Annotated in this window: 17 protein-coding genes and 1 riboswitch; of the genes, 1 reads left to right on the plus strand and 16 read right to left on the minus strand. The window is 43.7% G+C overall.

Translation table 11 applies throughout. The features are described 5' to 3' along the window. Positions 1 to 159: 159 nt before the first annotated feature. From cobK to RBB56_RS03235, 14 genes are all read right to left on the minus strand, one after another. Entirely contained in the window at positions 160 to 2,223 is a 2,064-nt protein-coding gene (gene cobK / locus RBB56_RS03170; RefSeq protein ID WP_306720956.1) for a precorrin-6A reductase, read from the minus strand. Then, on the minus strand, positions 2,220 to 2,951 hold the full coding sequence (gene cobJ / locus RBB56_RS03175) for a precorrin-3B C(17)-methyltransferase (protein ID WP_306720957.1): 732 nt from the start codon (positions 2,949 to 2,951) through the stop codon (positions 2,220 to 2,222). Before cobJ ends, cobK begins: the two co-directional genes overlap by 4 nt. After that, a complete protein-coding gene (locus tag RBB56_RS03180) occupies positions 2,941 to 4,041 on the minus strand; it encodes a cobalt-precorrin 5A hydrolase (RefSeq protein WP_306720958.1) in 1,101 nt (366 codons plus the stop codon). The genes cobJ and RBB56_RS03180 overlap by 11 nt, the downstream gene beginning before the upstream one ends. Then, positions 4,022 to 4,795, minus strand: coding sequence for a precorrin-4 C(11)-methyltransferase (cobM, locus tag RBB56_RS03185; RefSeq protein WP_306720959.1), 774 nt, complete (start codon positions 4,793 to 4,795; stop codon positions 4,022 to 4,024). The genes RBB56_RS03180 and cobM overlap by 20 nt, the downstream gene beginning before the upstream one ends. After that, entirely contained in the window at positions 4,780 to 5,910 is a 1,131-nt protein-coding gene (cbiD, locus tag RBB56_RS03190) for a cobalt-precorrin-5B (C(1))-methyltransferase CbiD (RefSeq protein ID WP_306720960.1), read from the minus strand. Before cbiD ends, cobM begins: the two co-directional genes overlap by 16 nt. 9 nt (positions 5,911 to 5,919) lie before the next feature. Next, the gene (locus RBB56_RS03195; protein WP_306722078.1) at positions 5,920 to 6,552 is read right to left on the minus strand and encodes a precorrin-8X methylmutase; all 633 of its coding nucleotides are present in this window, start codon (positions 6,550 to 6,552) and stop codon (positions 5,920 to 5,922) included. A gap of 4 nt (positions 6,553 to 6,556) precedes the next feature. After that, positions 6,557 to 7,591 (minus strand): pyridoxal phosphate-dependent aminotransferase, encoded by a 1,035-nt coding sequence (locus RBB56_RS03200; RefSeq protein ID WP_306720961.1) that lies wholly within the window; start codon positions 7,589 to 7,591, stop codon positions 6,557 to 6,559. A gap of 31 nt (positions 7,592 to 7,622) precedes the next feature. Continuing rightward, positions 7,623 to 8,615, minus strand: a complete 993-nt coding sequence (gene cbiB / locus RBB56_RS03205) for an adenosylcobinamide-phosphate synthase CbiB (RefSeq protein WP_306720962.1) — start codon at positions 8,613 to 8,615, stop codon at positions 7,623 to 7,625. A gap of 84 nt (positions 8,616 to 8,699) precedes the next feature. Next, a complete protein-coding gene (locus RBB56_RS03210) occupies positions 8,700 to 9,305 on the minus strand; it encodes a histidine phosphatase family protein (protein ID WP_306720963.1) in 606 nt (201 codons plus the stop codon). Next, positions 9,302 to 9,685, minus strand: coding sequence for a bifunctional adenosylcobinamide kinase/adenosylcobinamide-phosphate guanylyltransferase (locus tag RBB56_RS03215; RefSeq protein WP_306720964.1), 384 nt, complete (start codon positions 9,683 to 9,685; stop codon positions 9,302 to 9,304). Before RBB56_RS03215 ends, RBB56_RS03210 begins: the two co-directional genes overlap by 4 nt. Positions 9,686 to 9,711: 26 nt before the next feature. Further along, positions 9,712 to 10,488, minus strand: coding sequence for an adenosylcobinamide-GDP ribazoletransferase (locus RBB56_RS03220; protein ID WP_306720965.1), 777 nt, complete (start codon positions 10,486 to 10,488; stop codon positions 9,712 to 9,714). A gap of 11 nt (positions 10,489 to 10,499) precedes the next feature. Further along, positions 10,500 to 11,033: a bifunctional adenosylcobinamide kinase/adenosylcobinamide-phosphate guanylyltransferase gene (locus RBB56_RS03225; RefSeq protein ID WP_306720966.1), complete on the minus strand. Its 534-nt coding sequence runs from the start codon at positions 11,031 to 11,033 to the stop codon at positions 10,500 to 10,502. Positions 11,034 to 11,081: 48 nt separating this feature from the next. Further along, positions 11,082 to 12,143: a nicotinate-nucleotide--dimethylbenzimidazole phosphoribosyltransferase gene (gene cobT / locus RBB56_RS03230; protein ID WP_306720967.1), complete on the minus strand. Its 1,062-nt coding sequence runs from the start codon at positions 12,141 to 12,143 to the stop codon at positions 11,082 to 11,084. Between the two features lie 9 nt (positions 12,144 to 12,152). Then, positions 12,153 to 13,652, minus strand: a complete 1,500-nt coding sequence (locus tag RBB56_RS03235; RefSeq protein WP_306720968.1) for a cobyric acid synthase — start codon at positions 13,650 to 13,652, stop codon at positions 12,153 to 12,155. Positions 13,653 to 13,744: 92 nt separating this feature from the next. Continuing rightward, positions 13,745 to 13,937, minus strand: a riboswitch (cobalamin riboswitch). A gap of 526 nt (positions 13,938 to 14,463) precedes the next feature. On the opposite strand from RBB56_RS03235, the gene RBB56_RS03240 reads away from it, so the two are divergent. Beyond that, positions 14,464 to 16,176, plus strand: coding sequence for an ammonium transporter (locus RBB56_RS03240; RefSeq protein WP_306720969.1), 1,713 nt, complete (start codon positions 14,464 to 14,466; stop codon positions 16,174 to 16,176). A gap of 76 nt (positions 16,177 to 16,252) precedes the next feature. Here RBB56_RS03240 and RBB56_RS03245 read toward each other — a convergent pair whose 3' ends face one another. Next, positions 16,253 to 16,663, minus strand: coding sequence for a rhodanese-like domain-containing protein (locus RBB56_RS03245; RefSeq protein WP_306720970.1), 411 nt, complete (start codon positions 16,661 to 16,663; stop codon positions 16,253 to 16,255). A gap of 82 nt (positions 16,664 to 16,745) precedes the next feature. Then, positions 16,746 to 17,498: a LysR family transcriptional regulator substrate-binding protein gene (locus RBB56_RS03250; protein WP_306720971.1), complete on the minus strand. Its 753-nt coding sequence runs from the start codon at positions 17,496 to 17,498 to the stop codon at positions 16,746 to 16,748. Between the last annotated feature and the right edge of the window lies 1 nt (position 17,499).

Consider the following 17,499-nt stretch of genomic DNA (forward strand, 5'->3'; position numbering starts at 1 on the left):
ATCCTTTTCAGCAAAGGCTTCAAGGATTCCTATGTCTCAGCTCCGTAGCAAAAAATCGCTTGAAAAATCTTTTATACAACTCTTTCTACTTCTAATTTCATAAATTGTGTATAAAATTATAAAAGTTAATGAGTTTCGCAATTATCTAAAGTATAGGGGTTATTGAAAGGGTCGGTGTCGTCCGTGTTCGTTTGCATCGAGGCGGAAGGTTATAATATAGATTGGGTTCTCCGCTTGCATCAGGTGATAGGGACCTGCTTTTTTTGCCCGGCTTACTTGGAGCTGGACCACTTCGTGGTCTTTGATGTTATATTCCTTTATCAAGCTCGTAACTTCGCTTAAAGTTTCCAGCGTAATTGCATTGATTACGGCTTTAACGGAAGGGGCCTTTTCTTTTAGTGCAGTCAGAATTTCTCTCAGTTTGCCTCCGCTCCCTCCGATAAAAACGTGTGTGGGTGCCGGAAGTTCCTGAAATCCTTCCGGCGCTTGCGCTTCCACGACTGTCACATTGGCAAGCCCAAAACGGTCGCAGTTTTCTCTGGTTAGTTCTGCTGCCTCCGACTCCCGTTCTATGGCGTATACTTGGATTCCTTCGGATAAACGGGCGCATTCTACTGCAATAGAGCCGGTTCCGCTTCCTATATCATATAAAACAGATTCCTTCGTTAACCCGAGTTTACAAATGGATACTTCCCGTATCTCTTCCTTCGTCATCGGCGTATTTCCTCTAAGGAAGGAAATATCCTTTACCCCATGTGTAAGAATCTTTTCTCCTGCTTTTTCATTCTCAATAAAGCAGCAACATAACCCTTCTTTTTCCACCCCCTGGCATTCCTTAGGAGTAAGAACTTTTATTTCCTCATCAGAGTAGGAAAGCCTATATCCATATGTAATCTTAAGATGTGAAAGCTCATTTTCTACCAATAATTCTCCCAGATTCTTAATATCCGAAAGTCCGGATAGGAGCAAAAAGGATAACTTGTTATTTCTTACCGTTTCTAACAGATTGGCTTTTCTGCCATGAATACTGACAATAGCGGCGTTCTGCCAGCCGATTCCTATTCGAGAAGCTAGATAGGAAAGAGAAGATATACCGGGAATGATTGTTACGCTGGCGTTCAATCTTTTCCCCTCTATTTCCTTCTGCAATTCTTCATAGAACTTTTGGGTACCGCTGTAGAATCCCGTATCACCGGAGAAAAGTACCGCTGCCCTTTTCTCTTCTCCGCAACTTCTCTTGCTTTCCTCTAAAGCTTTTAAGTGGGGAATAATATCCGCTGCCAGATAAAAGGGATAGCCTTTCTTCTTATTCGGTAACCCTTCCAGCAGCCTCTTCGCTCCGAGAATCACATCCGCTTCTCTCAATGCTTTTCTCGCCTTACCGGTCAAAAGCTCTTCATTCCCCACCCCCATTCCTATAAGAGACACCGCAATTGGTACCGATTCTGCCTTTCCCTTTACTAAAGGAAGGATTCTCTCCATCACTTCTTTAAAGGAAAATCCGGACATTTCTTTTTCAGGACTTCCGATAATCATTACCTGAGTATTTGTATTCCTGGCCGCCTCTATCTTTTCCCTGAATCCTCCTACGGCTCCGCTTTCTTTCGCTACCATACAGGAAATATGGAGTTCCTGAATCATCGCTTCATTCATTTCCGTTGAGAAAGGGCCTTGCATGGCAATTATCTGCCTGCCGTAAATTCCCTGTTCTTCACAAAGGGAGATACTTTCTATACTGGGAAGCACACGTACATACAAACGTTTTTTCACTTCCTTATTATCAAAAACTTTAAGTTCCTTACTTCCGGTCGTCAGGAGGATATTCCCCTCCACTTTCTCCAGGGCCTTCGCACAAGATTTCATATCATCAAACCAAAGAAATCCCTCTTGTGTCCTCTCCTTTTCGTCAGTATTTCTTTTCAGACGTAAGTATAGAAGTCCCGTATCTGCAAGACTTTCCCTAATATTCTTCGATACTTCCGTAGCGAAAGGGTGAGTCGCATCCACAACCGCAAGGAACTCTCCGCTTTGTATCAGCGCTCTCATCTGTGCTGCATCTAACCGCCCCCTATGTAAAGTAAGTAAGGTCTGTCTTTCTATCACTTGCTCCCCGTATCGGGTCGCTACGCTAAGTGTACAAGCAATTCCTTGGCGGCATAATTCCTCTGCCAGCTCCCTTCCCTCGGTGGTTCCTCCAAAGACCAGAACTTGACTTTGTTTCATATGGTATAGCCTCTTTTCGTAATAATCTTTCCTTCTCTAATCTCCGATTGGGAATTCCCGATAAAGACCGTGGTGAACATGTTTACCCGCTCATCCTTCAGCTCTTTCAGCGTACAGGTCATTGATTTCATTCCTTCTCTCCCGATATTCTCCACCCATCCGCAGGCTCTTTCTTCCTCCATCTTCCCCAGCAGAATTTCACAAGCCCTTTTAAGATAATCGGCTCTCTTATGGCTGGAAGGGTTATAGAGAGCAATACAGAAATCACCTTCCGCCGCGGCAATTAATCTTTTCTCTATCGCCTCCCATGGGGTCAGCAAATCACTGAGGCTAATCACACAATAGTCATGATTCAAAGGTGCTCCCAGCACTGCCGCACCGCTATTGGCTGCTGTAATTCCCGGAATAATCGTAAGCTCACAGTCAGGATACTCACTTCCAATCTCATACATGAGGGATGCCATTCCGTATACTCCGGCATCCCCACTGCAGATAAGAGCCGTTTTCTTCCCCTTTCTCGCCTCTTCAAAACACATCCTGCACCTTTGCACTTCCTGGCGCATCGGGGTAGATAAGAGCTCTTTTTCCCGAAAACGCGCTTCCAGCAAGTCTAAATAAACGCCATATCCCACAATAACATCACTTTCTTCCAATACCCTTTTTGCCTGATCGCTCATCATTTCTTCGTATCCCGGCCCGATACCTACCACATAAATATTATATTTCATGAAAGTTCACACTCCATTTCCTCATTCCGATCGCTATTGCAATTCCGTTCTTGGCCTGTTTCTCAAGAATCAGGCTCGCACCATTACCACAGGCGGCCATGGCAGACCGTTCACAGACATTATCCACTCCTACCACAGCCTTCACAAAGCCGGATGAGGTATAATTGCCCGGAACCTGCATCAGTTCCTCTTTGGAAAATGTAGTGAATCCCCATCCATATTTTTCTGCCAGTCTGCAAATTCCCTCTTCTTCTTTCTTAAGATCGATGGATGCAATACCCAGCACTGCTTCTTTTCTTATTTTCAGTTCTTTAAGATGCTCTTCCAAGACTTCGCCTATTTCCTCCACGCTTTTGCCTTTCCGGCAACCGATGCCAATGACAAAAGCCTTCGGAATAAGATACAGTTTCACATGTGGAAGCTCTTCTTCGTAATGATAAGGAGAGATAATAATCGATGCCTTCTGCCGCCCTGCTGACTCATTATCTTCCTTTGATAAAAGCAGCCTCTTAGGCAGTTCTCCTTCATATATTCCATCCATCCATAAGGTCACAGACTCCCCGTCGAGTATCTTAGATGAAATTTGTTTAATTCCTTCTTTATTGGCAATTGTTAACTCGTTCTTTCTGGCAAATACATCGACGGCAAACAAACCATTCACGTCGGTAGCAGTTGTAATAACTGCTGTCATATTCATTTTTCCTGCAATCTCTTCTGCCAGCTCATTGGCTCCGCCATAATGACCTGATAAAATGGGAATTACGAAGTTTCCCTGTTCATCTATAACCAGCACTGGAACATCTTCCAGCTTATTCTTAATAAGAGGGGCAATCGTCCGCACCGCAATGGCACAAGCACCGATGAAGATAACGGGATGCTTCTGCGAAAAGCAGTGCTCCGCCCATTCAGACAGACTCTCCTTACAAGCCTTCACATCCCGAGCCTCCCCCTGATATCCACTCCATTTCGTATATAAAGAAGTGAGGAAGCTCTCCTCTTTTCCTCCTTTTTCCATACTTTTTTTCAGTTCTTTCGATAGTTCCAGTCCCTGTCCGGTAAAACTAATAATATTAATCTTTCTTCGTTCCACTTTTCTTCCCTCGAAATTCCGTCTCGAAATCAGGCGCATATAAACGGGATCTTCTATAATTCTTATGAGCAATTACATCTCCTACGAGAATCAACGCTGTTTTTGTTATCTGTTCCGCCTGTGCTGTCTGAGCCAAAGTTCCTACCGTACACAAGCAGACTTTTTCCTCCGGCCATGTAGCCTTATAGACAATTGCTGCCGGCGTGTTATCCCGGTATCCTCCTTCTATCAAGCGTTTGCTCAATTCTTCTGTCATTCCACTGCTCAAATAAATTGCCATCGATGCCCGGTGTGCTGCAAAGCTTTCAATGCTTTCCTTTTCCGGAACCGGGGTCTTCCCCTCCATTCGCGTAATAATCAGACTTTGGGACACCTGGGGCAGCGTATATTCCAGATTCATGGAAGCCGCCGCACCGAAGCAGGCACTCACACCCGGACAGCTTTCATAAGGAATCCTCCACTCTTCCAGAATATCCATTTGCTCGCGGACAGCACCATAAACACTGGGATCTCCTGTATGAAGGCGTACCGTCATTTGGCTTTCCTTTTCTGCCTCCGCAATGACCTCCATGACCTCCTCCAAAGTCATTTTCGCACTATTGTGAATACGACACGCTTCCTTGGCATAATGTAATAGCTCGGGATTGACCAAAGAACCCGCATAAATAATTACATCCGCGCGCTCTAATAAACGCATTCCCCGCACCGTAATGAGATCCGGCGCGCCGCTTCCCGCTCCTACAAAGTAGACCATGATTCTTCCTCCCTCTTTATCTTTGCCAATAATGCTGTTGCACCCTCGCTCTTTGACAACTCTCCGAACTCATTGGCATACATGATGCATTCTATATGAAGCCGCCCGGCCGCTCTTTTCCTCAAATATACACAAGTCTTTTCCATCAGAATCATCATTGTCCCTTCCAGCTTATGGCAGGCCTTTAAGATTCTGACCGCCTCCTCAGTAGCCACACATTGTAATATTTCTGCCACGGTATTTCCATCGACTCCTGCTTGGATTCCGGCGGCTGCTATCAGTTCCATCCTGCAATCTCCTTCTTTAGAATGCGTATTCATAATTCCTCCGGAAAGCTTCACCAGCTTGCCGATATGTCCAGTCAAAAGAAGCTCTTGAAAGCCCGCTGACGCCGCCATATCGATGGTGTCGCCGATAAAGTTGCTGCATTTTACACTTAGATCCAAATCATATCCGTAAGCCTTCTTCATAAAATCTAGCCCATAATTGCCCGGAGTCACCGCCACTGCCGCAGCTCCTTCTTCTTTTTTTACATTAAGCTCTACCCGAATCGTATCGAGCAATGCCCGGCTGCTCATCGGTTCTACGATTCCCGTAGTTCCCAGAATGGAAATACCTCCGATAATTCCAAGCCTGGGATTAAATGTTTTCTCCGCAAGTGCCTCCCCTTCAGGTACTGAAATAATAACGGATAAAATTCCCTTAAAATCTGTCAGTTCACATATCTCCAGCACTTCCCGTTCCACCATTTCCCGCGGCACATGATTAATGGCTGCATTTCCTACCGGCTGGTCGAGCCCCGGCTTCGTAACCCTGCCTACCCCTTTTCCGCCTTCGATCACAACGCGTCTTTCCTTCTCATAGGAACTTCCTATGGATACTTCCGCAAAGATAAGGGCTCCCGTTGTAACATCCGGATCATCCCCTCCATCCTTTCTCACCGCACAAGCCACCCGATTTTCCTCCCGGATAATCTCTTCAATCTTCGCATGAAAAGCAATTCCTTTCGGAGTAGCCACCGTAATTTCCGTTTTCTTTTTTCCTGTTAGAAGCATGTATGCTGCCGCTTTTGCCGCAGCGGCTGCACAGCTTCCCGTGGTGAAACCGTACCTCATCCCTATACCTCATGTAAGTTCATACAAAACAGCATTGCAAATGGCTGCCGCTACATTGCTGCCGCCCTTGCGTCCCCGGTTAATAATATGGGGCACGCCTGTATGTATCATTAATTCCTTCGCAGCTACCACATTCACAAATCCCACAGGAACTCCTATAATGAATTCCGGCACAAATCTCTTACTCTCTATCATTTCATATAACTGTATGAGTGCAGTCGGCGCATTTCCGATCGCAAAGATAACGGGTTTTTCTATTTTGGTTGCCAGTTCCATGCTGGCGGTTGCACGGGTCGTCTGATTCTTCGCTGCAAGCCGGGCCGTTTCCTCCTTGTCCATGAAACAAATGGCCTCTCCTCCAAAGCTTTGCAAAACCTTCTTATTAATACCGGCAAGCGCCATATTCGTATCCGTTACGATATAGGCGCCATTTCGAATCAATTCCTTCGCACGCTCTACGGCTCCCTCTGAGAAAATCATAGTATCCGCATACTCGAAATCTGCACTGGTATGAATGGCTCTCTTAATAACCATTTCATTTTCCTTCTCCAAAGTAATTCCCCTCTCTTCCAACTCTTTTGTAATGATCTCGAAACTCCTTTTTTCGATTTCATTCGGCAGAACGAATTCTATCCCATTCATCTTATCAGCCACATCCTTTCTGCTTTTCAATTTCTTTCAATAAACATCTATTTTCTTCCGCTGTTCTCACTGCTGCACGGTAAAACCCTTTACCAAGTCCTCTGAAATTGCTGCAGTCTCTAATTAAGATTCCTCTCTCCAGAAGTTTTTCATATAGGGGATACTCCGAATAAAATAGCAAATAATCTGCCTCGGAAGGAAATACCTTAATTCCCATCTGCTGCAACTTGCCTGTCATATATTCTCTTTCCCGTTTTACGAACGCTGCCGTATATGCGATGTAGTCTTTTTCTCCGCAGGCGTTTACCCCCGCTGCTTGTGCGAAGGAGGATAGATTCCATTCCGGGAGCTGCCTTTTTATTTTCTGAAGAAGTACTTCTTCTGCGCATAGAAGATAGCCGAGCCGCACTCCGGGTATGGCAAAAATCTTAGTAAACGAACGAACGACAATAAGGTTAGGCCATTTATTGATTGATAGCTTGAGAGAGAGCTCCCCTTCTCCTTCCACAAACTCCAGGAAGCACTCGTCCAAAACTACGATAATATCCAGCTTCTTACATACTTTCAATACTGCTTCTAAAAAGACCGGGGCTATTAAGTTCCCCGTCGGATTGTTTGGATTGGCAAGAAAGAGAATATCAATTCCCCTCTTTAGAAAAGCAAGGAACTCTCTATTCAGGTTGAAACCTTCCTCCTCCTTCATTTTATAAAATAAAATCTCACTATCAGACGCTGCCGCTGCATATTCATAACCGAAAAAGGAGGGGACCGGAATCATTATTTTCTTCGGCAGCAGTCCATGTACAATGGACATAAATAGCTCCGAGGCTCCGTTTCCACAGAGAATATGCTCCTTATTTACTCCGTCCTTTGCGGCGATGGCAGCCAGCAATTTCTCGTTCCTTATATCCGGGTAGCTTCCACAGTTTACGATTGACTCCTGCAATGCATTTTTCACACTTTCAGGCATGCCAAAGGGATTGCTATTAATAGAAAAATCTATATTCACTCGATTGCGGTAGATATCTCCTCCGTGCATTTTTCTATCCTTTCCCAAAGTTATCTTACTTTTATTTAATGAGTATCCTAAATGTAATGAACATCGCCAACAGGCAGATTCCTTCGCATAAAATGGCAGCAGAATATAATAATCGGTTCGACCTAACAATATCTTTTGCTTCCACAATCCGGAGCTCATCGCCAATATAAGGTTTCTTCACCGTCTTACCAAAATAGGTTGCATCTCCGGCAAGCCTTAGCCCAAGTGCCCCGGCGCACGTTGCTTCCGTCTGTGCCGAGTTGGGGCTGGCATGTTGGTATCTGTCTCTTCGATAAATAATAAAGGCTTGTTTCGCATCGAAGTCTTTTCCCAGGAAAAAACAGGATATCACCATCAACCATGCGCTAATTCTTGCCGGAAGATAATTCACCATATCATCCAGTTTCGCCGCTGCTCTTCCAAAGAAAAGATATTTCTCATTCTTATAACCCACCATAGAATCCATCGTATTTATCGCTTTATACAACCATCCTAAGACAGGCCCTCCGATAGCAAGATAGAGCATGGGTGCAATAACTCCGTCGGAAAGATTTTCCGCTACCGTTTCAATTGCCGCCTTTGCCACGCCTGCTTCATTGAGACTTTTCGTATCCCTTCCCACAATCATGGATACTGCTTTTCTCGCTCCTTCCAGATTTTCATCCTCTAATTGCTTGTATACCTTCGTACTCTCTGTCTTCAAGCATTTTAGGGCGAGCGCCTGATAGGTCATTATGCTATGTATCAGAACTCCTGTCATGGGGTGGAGCCAATAGGCAAGATACAGCACAAGCCATACCATCATCCCCGTCACACTAAGAACGACCAACACAAGCATCTTCCCTCTTCTTTCTTTGCTTTTCTCCGATATTTCCCCTGTTCTATCCATCGGTAATAGAAATTGTTCCATCTTTACAATCAACCATCCTATGAAACGAACCGGATGAGGAAGGCAATACGGATCTCCCAAAATTAAGTCCAGAAGAAAACCTAAGAAAAAGCTTATCATATGATATTGGTACATCCTCTTTCCTCTCTTTCTGTCATTTTCCAAAGCAATTACGAAACTATGATTGGGATGTGAACAGTAACGATGAATTCCATAGTCTCACAACTTTCTGATCTGTCCAATATAGGGCGGTCTTCCTATAGAAAGCTCGCAGATATACCCCTCTCCGTTTCCGCATTGAAATCCATAGTATTCCCCTTCTCCAAAGGTACTTAAGATCGCCATAATCGTTCCCCCATGTACGACAGCCGCTGCCGCACACTCCGGATTTCCTTCTCCGTCGCTTATAAGCTCTGCCATCTTTTTACAAAATAGGAAGAATCCCTTTCTACATCTATCCTGGAGTTCTTCTTTGCTTTCTCCCTGCGGAAAAGGCAAACTTCCATCACTGTCTATCCATTTTTGATAATCACGGCTGCCGCTCAATTCCTTATAGGTCTTTCCTTCAAAACTTCCGAAATCAATTTCCTTCCAATCTTCTATCAAAATATCAGGGGCCCTTTTATAAATAAGCTTTGCGGTCTCCATGCAGCGCTTCATGGGACTTGCAATTAATATATCCGCCGGTGGATATATTCCTTTCTCCGCCGCCCCTTTTATTTCATCCCGCCCCTTCTCGCTTAGAGGCTCATTTGTCCTTGCCCCGGCGTATCTTCCCTCTTCATTTGCCGTTGTCGCTCCATGGCGTATGAGTATCAGTTTCATTTAATTCTTTGCCCCAATCCACATATAATCCGCTCCACCTTATCTGCCTTCCCCGCAATCTCACATAAGCATCTGCCCAAACGTTCCCTATACTCCCTTTCCACCTCATCCATAGGCACAATGCCATTTCCTATCTCATTGCCGATAATGATCATATCCGGATGCTCCGCCAGCATTCGTTCCACCATCTCCTCCGGCATTTCTTCTTTTTGTATCGTGCGGCGAAACCATTCATGAAAATTATTGATTACTTTCTTATTTCCCTGCTCATATTGGATTTCTTCCTTCCCCCCATCCATCACGTCCTCTATCCGATAACCGGTTCGTCTCAAAACATATGCCAATTTCCCTTGTGCATATCCACCTATATATAATTCCATCACCACACCTCTTATCTTTCTCGCAACTACTTTATTCCTAATCCAAAGGAGGCAACTAACATAATGGCTATCTCGCATAACAAGGTGAAGTATCCAGAGGTATCTCCGGTAATTCCTCCGAATTCCTTCGTACATTTCTGTCTATAATAGAAAAGAAGAAGGATACATGCGAAAAGAGCTGCTACACCTATTTTTCCTGCGAAGAAGATCATGATACCCCCGCATAGCAACAGCTGCAGATATAGAAGTATCCGTACTGCTGTCTTTTGCGCACTACCGGAAAAGGTATATAATAATCCATCCTTTTTTGCACAGGAAAAGGTTACCACGCTAATTCCGCTAAGAATCCGGGAAAGGTAAAAGCCTGCCGCTACGATCACCATCGCTTCTTTTCCCTCTATTTCCATATAAGCACCGATATAAATGAAATAATAAACAAGGGTGCCGATAACAGCAAAAGCACCGATATGTGCATCTTTTAATATTGCGAGCCTTTTTTCCTTATCTTGATAAGAGGAAAGAGCATCCATCGTATCCATATATCCATCCAAATGAATTCCTCCCGAGAGTAAGATAGGAAGCGCAGTTCCGATAAGAACAAAACAACCTCTGCTTATTCCTTTGTTCTCGCAAAGCAAGCTCCAGGAAAATACAACTGCTCCTATCACAATCCCTACCAAAGGAAAGAAAGCAATCATATATTTCATCTCCCTTTCCTTCCATTCAAACTGCGGAACCGGTATCCCCGAAAACATAGAAAAAGCAATTACTATCGATTTCAATATGAACATCCAATTAACCATGCCTTTCCACATTATTTCACCCTTATCGGTATACCCACTACCACTTCGATCACCTGATCTGCAATTCCGGAAATCCTTCCGTTTACTCTGCCGAGCAACTCCATATACTGAATTGTCATTTCATCATATCCGCCGCCATCTTCAAATACATTATTTGTTACGATAACCAGGTGCTTTGCCGCTGCCGCCAATTGTTCTATCCCACTTACGATACGTTGCTCAATCTGCGTGATATCCCCTTCTCTTCCTTCACCCTTTGTAAACATCTCATTTGCTATCAGGTTAGACATACATTCCAGAAGAATGGCTGAAGATTTCTCAATTTGATTTGTTACTTCCCCAATATCCATCGGCTGTTCTATTGTAAGGAACCCTCTCCCCTCTCTCTGTCTCCTATGCCTGTACACCTTGTTCCGCCCTTCTTCATCATAGACCTGCATAGTTGCCAGATAATAGACGGGGACGGTCTCCGCAAGAGATAATATCTTCTGTTCCGCATAAGCAGACTTCCCACTTCCGCTGCCGCCAAATATAACAATTACCATTTTTATCCCCCATGCCCGTCTCAGCGGACTCAAAATCAATTATAATCCCTATAAAAAGCGCCTATATGCTCTTACACCGATGTCCTGAAAGCCTGTATGACCCTTATATACCGAAAGGGCAATGTCCAAAAGCGAAAACATCATTACCGCTCCACTCCCTTCGCCGAGTGCCATATCAGCGGTAATCACAGGATAAAGCCCTAATTCTTCCATTACCTTTTTAGCCGCCGGTTCTCTACTCATATGGGAGGGAATCAAGAATTCTTTTACTCCCGGCAGCATACGCTGGGCTGTTAAAGCGGCTACTGCACTGATAACACCGTCCACTACAATCGGAATATGAAACAGAGCACCACCGATAAAAACTCCTACTAATCCTGCAATATCGAGCCCTCCTACCGCAGCCAGAATGCCAAGAGAATCCTCTTGTGATAATTGATGAGTTTTAAGCGCCTGTTCAATCACCTTCGTCTTATGCCGAAGACCTTCCTCGCTTAACCCTGCTCCTTTCCCTACCGTTTCCCTTACCGAGCATCCGAGAAGTGCAGAAGATACCGCTGCGCTGGTCGTTGTATTTCCTATCCCCATCTCCCCTGTGGCAAGAATCCGATATCCCTTTTCCTTGCACTCCTGCACTAGTTTAAGACCGATTTCCATCGCTTGTAGCGCCTCTTCCCTCGTCATAGCCGGAGCCTTTAAGAAATTTCTCGTTCCGTAGGCAACCTTCCTTGGCAAGATTCCTTCTATGCTCATTTCCCGATTGATTCCTATATCCACCGGTATTACATCTGTACCTGCAATTTTTGCCATCCTGCATATGCTGCTCGTTCCTTCTGCCATACTAATTGCCACGCTGGACGTTACTTCCTGACCGCTCTGGCTGATTCCTTCTTCCACAATACCGTTATCCGCACACATGACAATTACTGCTTTCTTGGAAATATCAATATCTTCGCTTTTTAAAATAGCTCCTATCCGTGCGGTAATTTCCTCAAACTGCCCAAGACCGTCCAAGGGCTTGGCAATATTATCCCATCGTTCCTTGATCATTTGCCTGATAGTATCATCCGGCTTATGAATATATAAACTCTGCCATTCCTTCTCTGTCATATGGTCACCTCACGCCTGTTCCAACAAACGATAAATATAATCCATATCCAGGCTTTTTCTCAGTTCATCTGCCAACTTATCGTACTGCCTTTCCTTAAAAGCAGCGTAGTCCCTTATGCCATCGCTTTCGTCATAGGCAATCCCCTTTTTCTCCGCGAGCGCCTTTATGACTGCAAAGGCTATTTCTCCATGATCGAAGACGCCATGTACATAGCTGCCATATACATTCTCCTTGTAAACACCGTCCACCTTATATCCACCACTTTCTTTATCTGCAAGAAGGCTAAGAGAATTCCTTTCGTTCCCTTTGCTGACTCCCATATGTATCTCATATCCGGCGATTTCCCTTCCTGAAAGCGTTGAGAGTACGCCCTTAACCTCTTGAAATTTTCCCACTACTTGTGTTCTCGTTTTCTCCCGTTTTAACTCGGTTTCTATTGCCAGTAATTCCAATCCGCGCATACTGCCTCCTTCTTCCACCGAAAAAGGATCTGTAATCTTTTCTCCTAGCATTTGATATCCTCCGCAGATACCGAAGATAACGCTGTCTCCTACCCTTTTTTTCACTGCAGCTTCCAGACCATTTTGACGCATCCAGCATAAATCGCCCATTGTATTCTTACTTCCCGGAAGTATAATCATATCCGGCCCTCCAAGCTCCTTCGCACTTTTCACATATCTTAGGGAAACACCGGAAAACTGTTCAAAGATATCGAAATCTGTGAAATTAGAGATTCTGGGAAAACGAATCACTGCGATGTCAATCGGGCAAGTATCTCTTTTGTCAAAACGAGTGCTTAAGCTGTCCTCATCCTCTATTGCGATATTCATATACGGTATTACACCGACAACTGGTCTGCCCCCCTTTTCTTCCAACATCTCTATACCCGGATCCAGAATAGACTTATCACCGCGAAACTTATTGATAATCAGCCCTTTCACTCGTGCTTTCTCATCTTCCTCTAACAGCATCATCGTACCGAGAAGCTGTGCGAATACCCCTCCCCGATCGATATCTCCTACCAATAATACAGGAGCGTCCACCAGTTTTGCCAATCCCATATTCACGATGTCATTTTCCTTTAGATTGATTTCCGCCGGACTACCGGCTCCTTCCATAACAATGATTTCCGCCGTCTCCTCCAACTTTTTATAGGCTTCCTTTATAACAGGGATCAACTCCTTTTTATAGGTGAAATAATCCCTTGCCGCCATATTCCCTATTACTTCTCCATTTACAATGACCTGTGATCCGGTATCGTTCGTAGGTTTTAATAAGATAGGATTCATGCAGACAGACGGCTCAATACCTGCTGCCTGTGCCTGTATCACCTGCGCCCGTCCCATTTCCAGGCCATCTTTCGTAATATAGGAATTGAGCGCCATGTTCTGGGACTTGAAGGGAGCCACGGAATAACCGTCCTGTGCAAATATCCGGCATAGGCCTGCTACTAACAGACTCTTTCCCGCGTTGGACATCGTACCTTGTATCATGATTGATTTAGACATAAAAAAACCTCCATGCCACAAACGGACATAGAGGAAAAAAAGACATAGGAGAACCTATCCCTTATCTATTCCAGACCAATTACTCGTGGCTGTACTATTCTTCATCTAAGGCAGGTCTCCTGACTAAAAGATTATCGCTAACGGCAGCCTTCCCAATGTTGCATCAGTGGCGTTTTGCCGTAACTCCCTTATCACAGTGACGAGTTCGTACAGGATTTGCACCTGTTTCCCTTTTCACCGAAATGAGTCTGCGCTCATTCCGGCACCTTAAATGGATATAATTTGATTTATGAATCTTATGATACTATAGTTTATTTACTTTTACCAGCTTTTTTTGCCGGATACTAAGCCCGATAAGAGGATACAAGCAAAACCTCAGAAGTTTTTTCTACGCCATACTCAAGTTTATTCTTTATTTAATTCACTCAAACCATGGAAAAAAATACTTAATATTGCATAAACTTTATTATAATTTAAGGAGTATTTTATAAGTTATTTACGAACTGTAATTTTTGTATTGCCATATCACTCATTCCATATTATGATTAATCGAAAGAACTTCTGTATGAAAGTAATTCCATACCGTCGCTTCTTCGCTCGAGCAAATTAAATATCGATAGTTTATAAAAGCAAAGGCGCTGTCCATATGGATAGCGCCCTTTTTAATTCTATGGAAATGCCTTGTGGCACGAAAAGACAACGCTTTTTTCCTATAGAATTAAAACTCTCCGTGCAGAATGCGCAACTCGCGGAGATAAGAATTGCCGTAAACGGCACCACTCTCACGTTCTTAATTCAAGGAGGATATTTTATGAATCAAGTTGTTGAAGCAGTAAATAGCGTAGTCTTTCCCATATGGTTTCTAATCGGTGCTGCATTAGTATTTTTCATGCAATCCGGCTTTGCGATGGTCGAAACCGGATTTACACGCGCTAAAAATGCGGGCAATATCATTATGAAAAACCTGATGGACTTTTGTATCGGTACAGTAGTATTTGTCCTTTTGGGATTCAGCCTGATGATGTCCGAAAATTATTTATTCGGATTAATCGGCATTCCTAATTTTCAGATTTTTACTAATTTTTCCGAATTTAATTTTTCAAGCTTTGTATTTAATTTAGTTTTCTGTGCTACGGCGGCTACTATTGTGTCCGGTGCTATGGCCGAAAGAACCAAATTCTCTTCTTACTGTATCTATAGCGCAGTAATCAGTCTTTTGGTATATCCGATAGAAGCCGGCTGGATATGGAACAGCCAGGGCTGGCTCTTTAATATGGGTTACATCGATTTTGCCGGTTCTTCCGCTATTCATATGGTGGGCGGTATCTCCGCTTTCATCGGCGCTGCCATTCTCGGACCTCGTATCGGTAAATACACTATCGATGCAAAAACCGGTAAAAAGATCGCCAAAGCGATTCCCGGCCATTCGATAACTTTAGGAGCTCTTGGCGTATTTATCCTTTGGTTCGGTTGGTATGGATTCAACGGTGCTGCCGCTACAAGCGTAGAACAGCTCGGTTCCATCTTTCTGACTACCACTCTTTCTCCGGGAATCGCGACTGTAGTAACTATGTGCTTTACCTGGATAAAAAACGGCAAACCGGACGTTTCCATGTCCTTGAACGGATCTCTGGCCGGTCTTGTAGCCGTTACTGCCGGATGTGCCAACGTCGATGCTTTGGGTTCATTGATCATCGGTGCTGTTGCAGGTATCCTGGTCGTTGTCGCTGTCGAGTTCATCGATATCAAGCTTCATGTGGATGATCCTGTAGGTGCGGTAGCAGTCCATGGTGCTAACGGCATTTGGGGAACCTTGGCTGTCGGTCTTTTCGCCACAGACAAAGCTCCCGGCGCAGCAGTGAACGGATTATTTTATGGAGGAGGCTTCTATCAGCTTAGCATACAGATTTTAGGAATTGTATCAATCGCACTCTGGACTGCCGTTACTATGGTCGTTATCTTTTGGGCTATCAAAAAGACTAATGGACTTCGCGTTTCTTCCGCAGAAGAAATTCAGGGACTCGACTTACCGGAACATGGTTTGGTAAGCAGCTATGCCGACTTCATGATCGCTCCTCCCACTTCCGGCATAGATGATGCAGCATCTAAAGCAGAGATCGTTCCTCCTGAGGTAGCAATACCTGTGAAGAACACATCCAGCGGTTCTTCCAAGCTCACTAAAGTGGATATCATCACTAATCAGAATCGCTTCGCACTGCTGCAAAACCGCCTCGACAACATTGGTATTACCGGAATCACTGTGACCAACGTTCTCGGATACGGTATGCAGAGAGGATATCAGCAGATATACAGGGGCGTTCCCGTAGAAGCACAGCTTCTCCCTAAAATTAAATTGGAAATCGTTATCAGTAAAGTACCCGTGGACCTCTTAGTTAAGACGATAAAGGAAGCGCTTTATACAGGCAATGTAGGCGATGGTAAAATTTTTATTTATGATGTAGAAAATGTTATCAAAGTAAGAACCGGCGAAGAAGGATATGACGCATTGCAAAATGAAGAATAACAGAAATGATGAAATGCCCGGAAAATTGTTAGCCGACAATTCTCCGGGCGTTATTTCTTCTCTCTTTCAAGTCATCTTATTTCCTTCGAATCGGTCCACTATAGGATGCGATTCCTCCCAGGTTTTCCACTTGATATCCCTGTTTTTTTAACCAGGAACATGCCTGTGCACTTCTGCCTCCGCTCTGGCAATATACGAATAGCGGGCTCTCCTTACTGTATTTAATGGTTTCTATTCTATTAAGAGGAACATTCAAACTATGCGGAATATTTCCTGCAGCGAATTCTTCTTTCGTCCTTACATCTATCAAAATCGCTCCCTGCGTATTCTTAAATCTTTCCACCCCTTCATTAATGCTGCCGCCGGCACGGAATAAATCAAAAAGTCCCATATTACTCTCCTTTTCCTTCTTAGTCAGGCGATTGAAAAAGTCATAGTTTTGCAATCGTCCGTCTTTCTTATGTTTGGTGTGATTAAAATATAGCACACTTATCTTGCTTTCTCAGTGACCTTATCACATACATCATATATTTTCTTATCCTTTATGCTTCGTTTTTGTATAAAGATTATCATTGCTTCATAATATGAGTTTTAACGGCAGCAATAAAATCTTTTAAGTTTTTTGAAATCCACTTATCCCTATGATATATGAGCTGTGATGCAATTTTATAGTTTGTCACATAGTTAATTTTGACCAGCTCATTATTGTCTAATTCTTTTTGTACTGCTAATTGCGGAAGAACGCATACTCCAAGTCCGCTGAGTACCGTCTGTTTTATTACTTGCAGGCTGCTTGTCTCGAGAACAATTTGGGGTGTTATGGAAGCTTCCAGCAAATCTTTTTCAAACATTTTCCGATAACAGCATTCCTTTCCTGTGAAAATCAGAGGAATATTAGAGAAATCCTCAATTGTTACTTTCGGATTTTTTGCAAGCGGATATTCTGGGATGGAAAAAGCACAAATAGTTTCTTCAATTTGTAATTCAGTAATTATTGAAGGGTTACGCACAGGTACATCTAGAGTAAATGCAATATCGATTGTGTTATTGGTAAGTAAGGGGATAAAATCAGCCGTATCCAAAACATTTAAATATAATTCGACATAGGGATGCTCTATCTGGTACGCCTTTATAATCTCGGGAAGCCTATAAATACATACCGATTCCGATGCACCAATAGTAATACGTCCATAATCATTTTTATTAATAAACTTTTTCTTTAAATCATTTGATAAATTAAGTATTTGCCTGGCATAAACTATCAATTCTTCTCCCTCCGAAGTAAGAGAAATATTTTTACCAATACGCTCAAAAAGCCTCACA

The organism is Kineothrix sp. MB12-C1 (assembly GCF_030863805.1).
Taxonomy (GTDB): Bacteria; Bacillota; Clostridia; order Lachnospirales; family Lachnospiraceae; genus Kineothrix.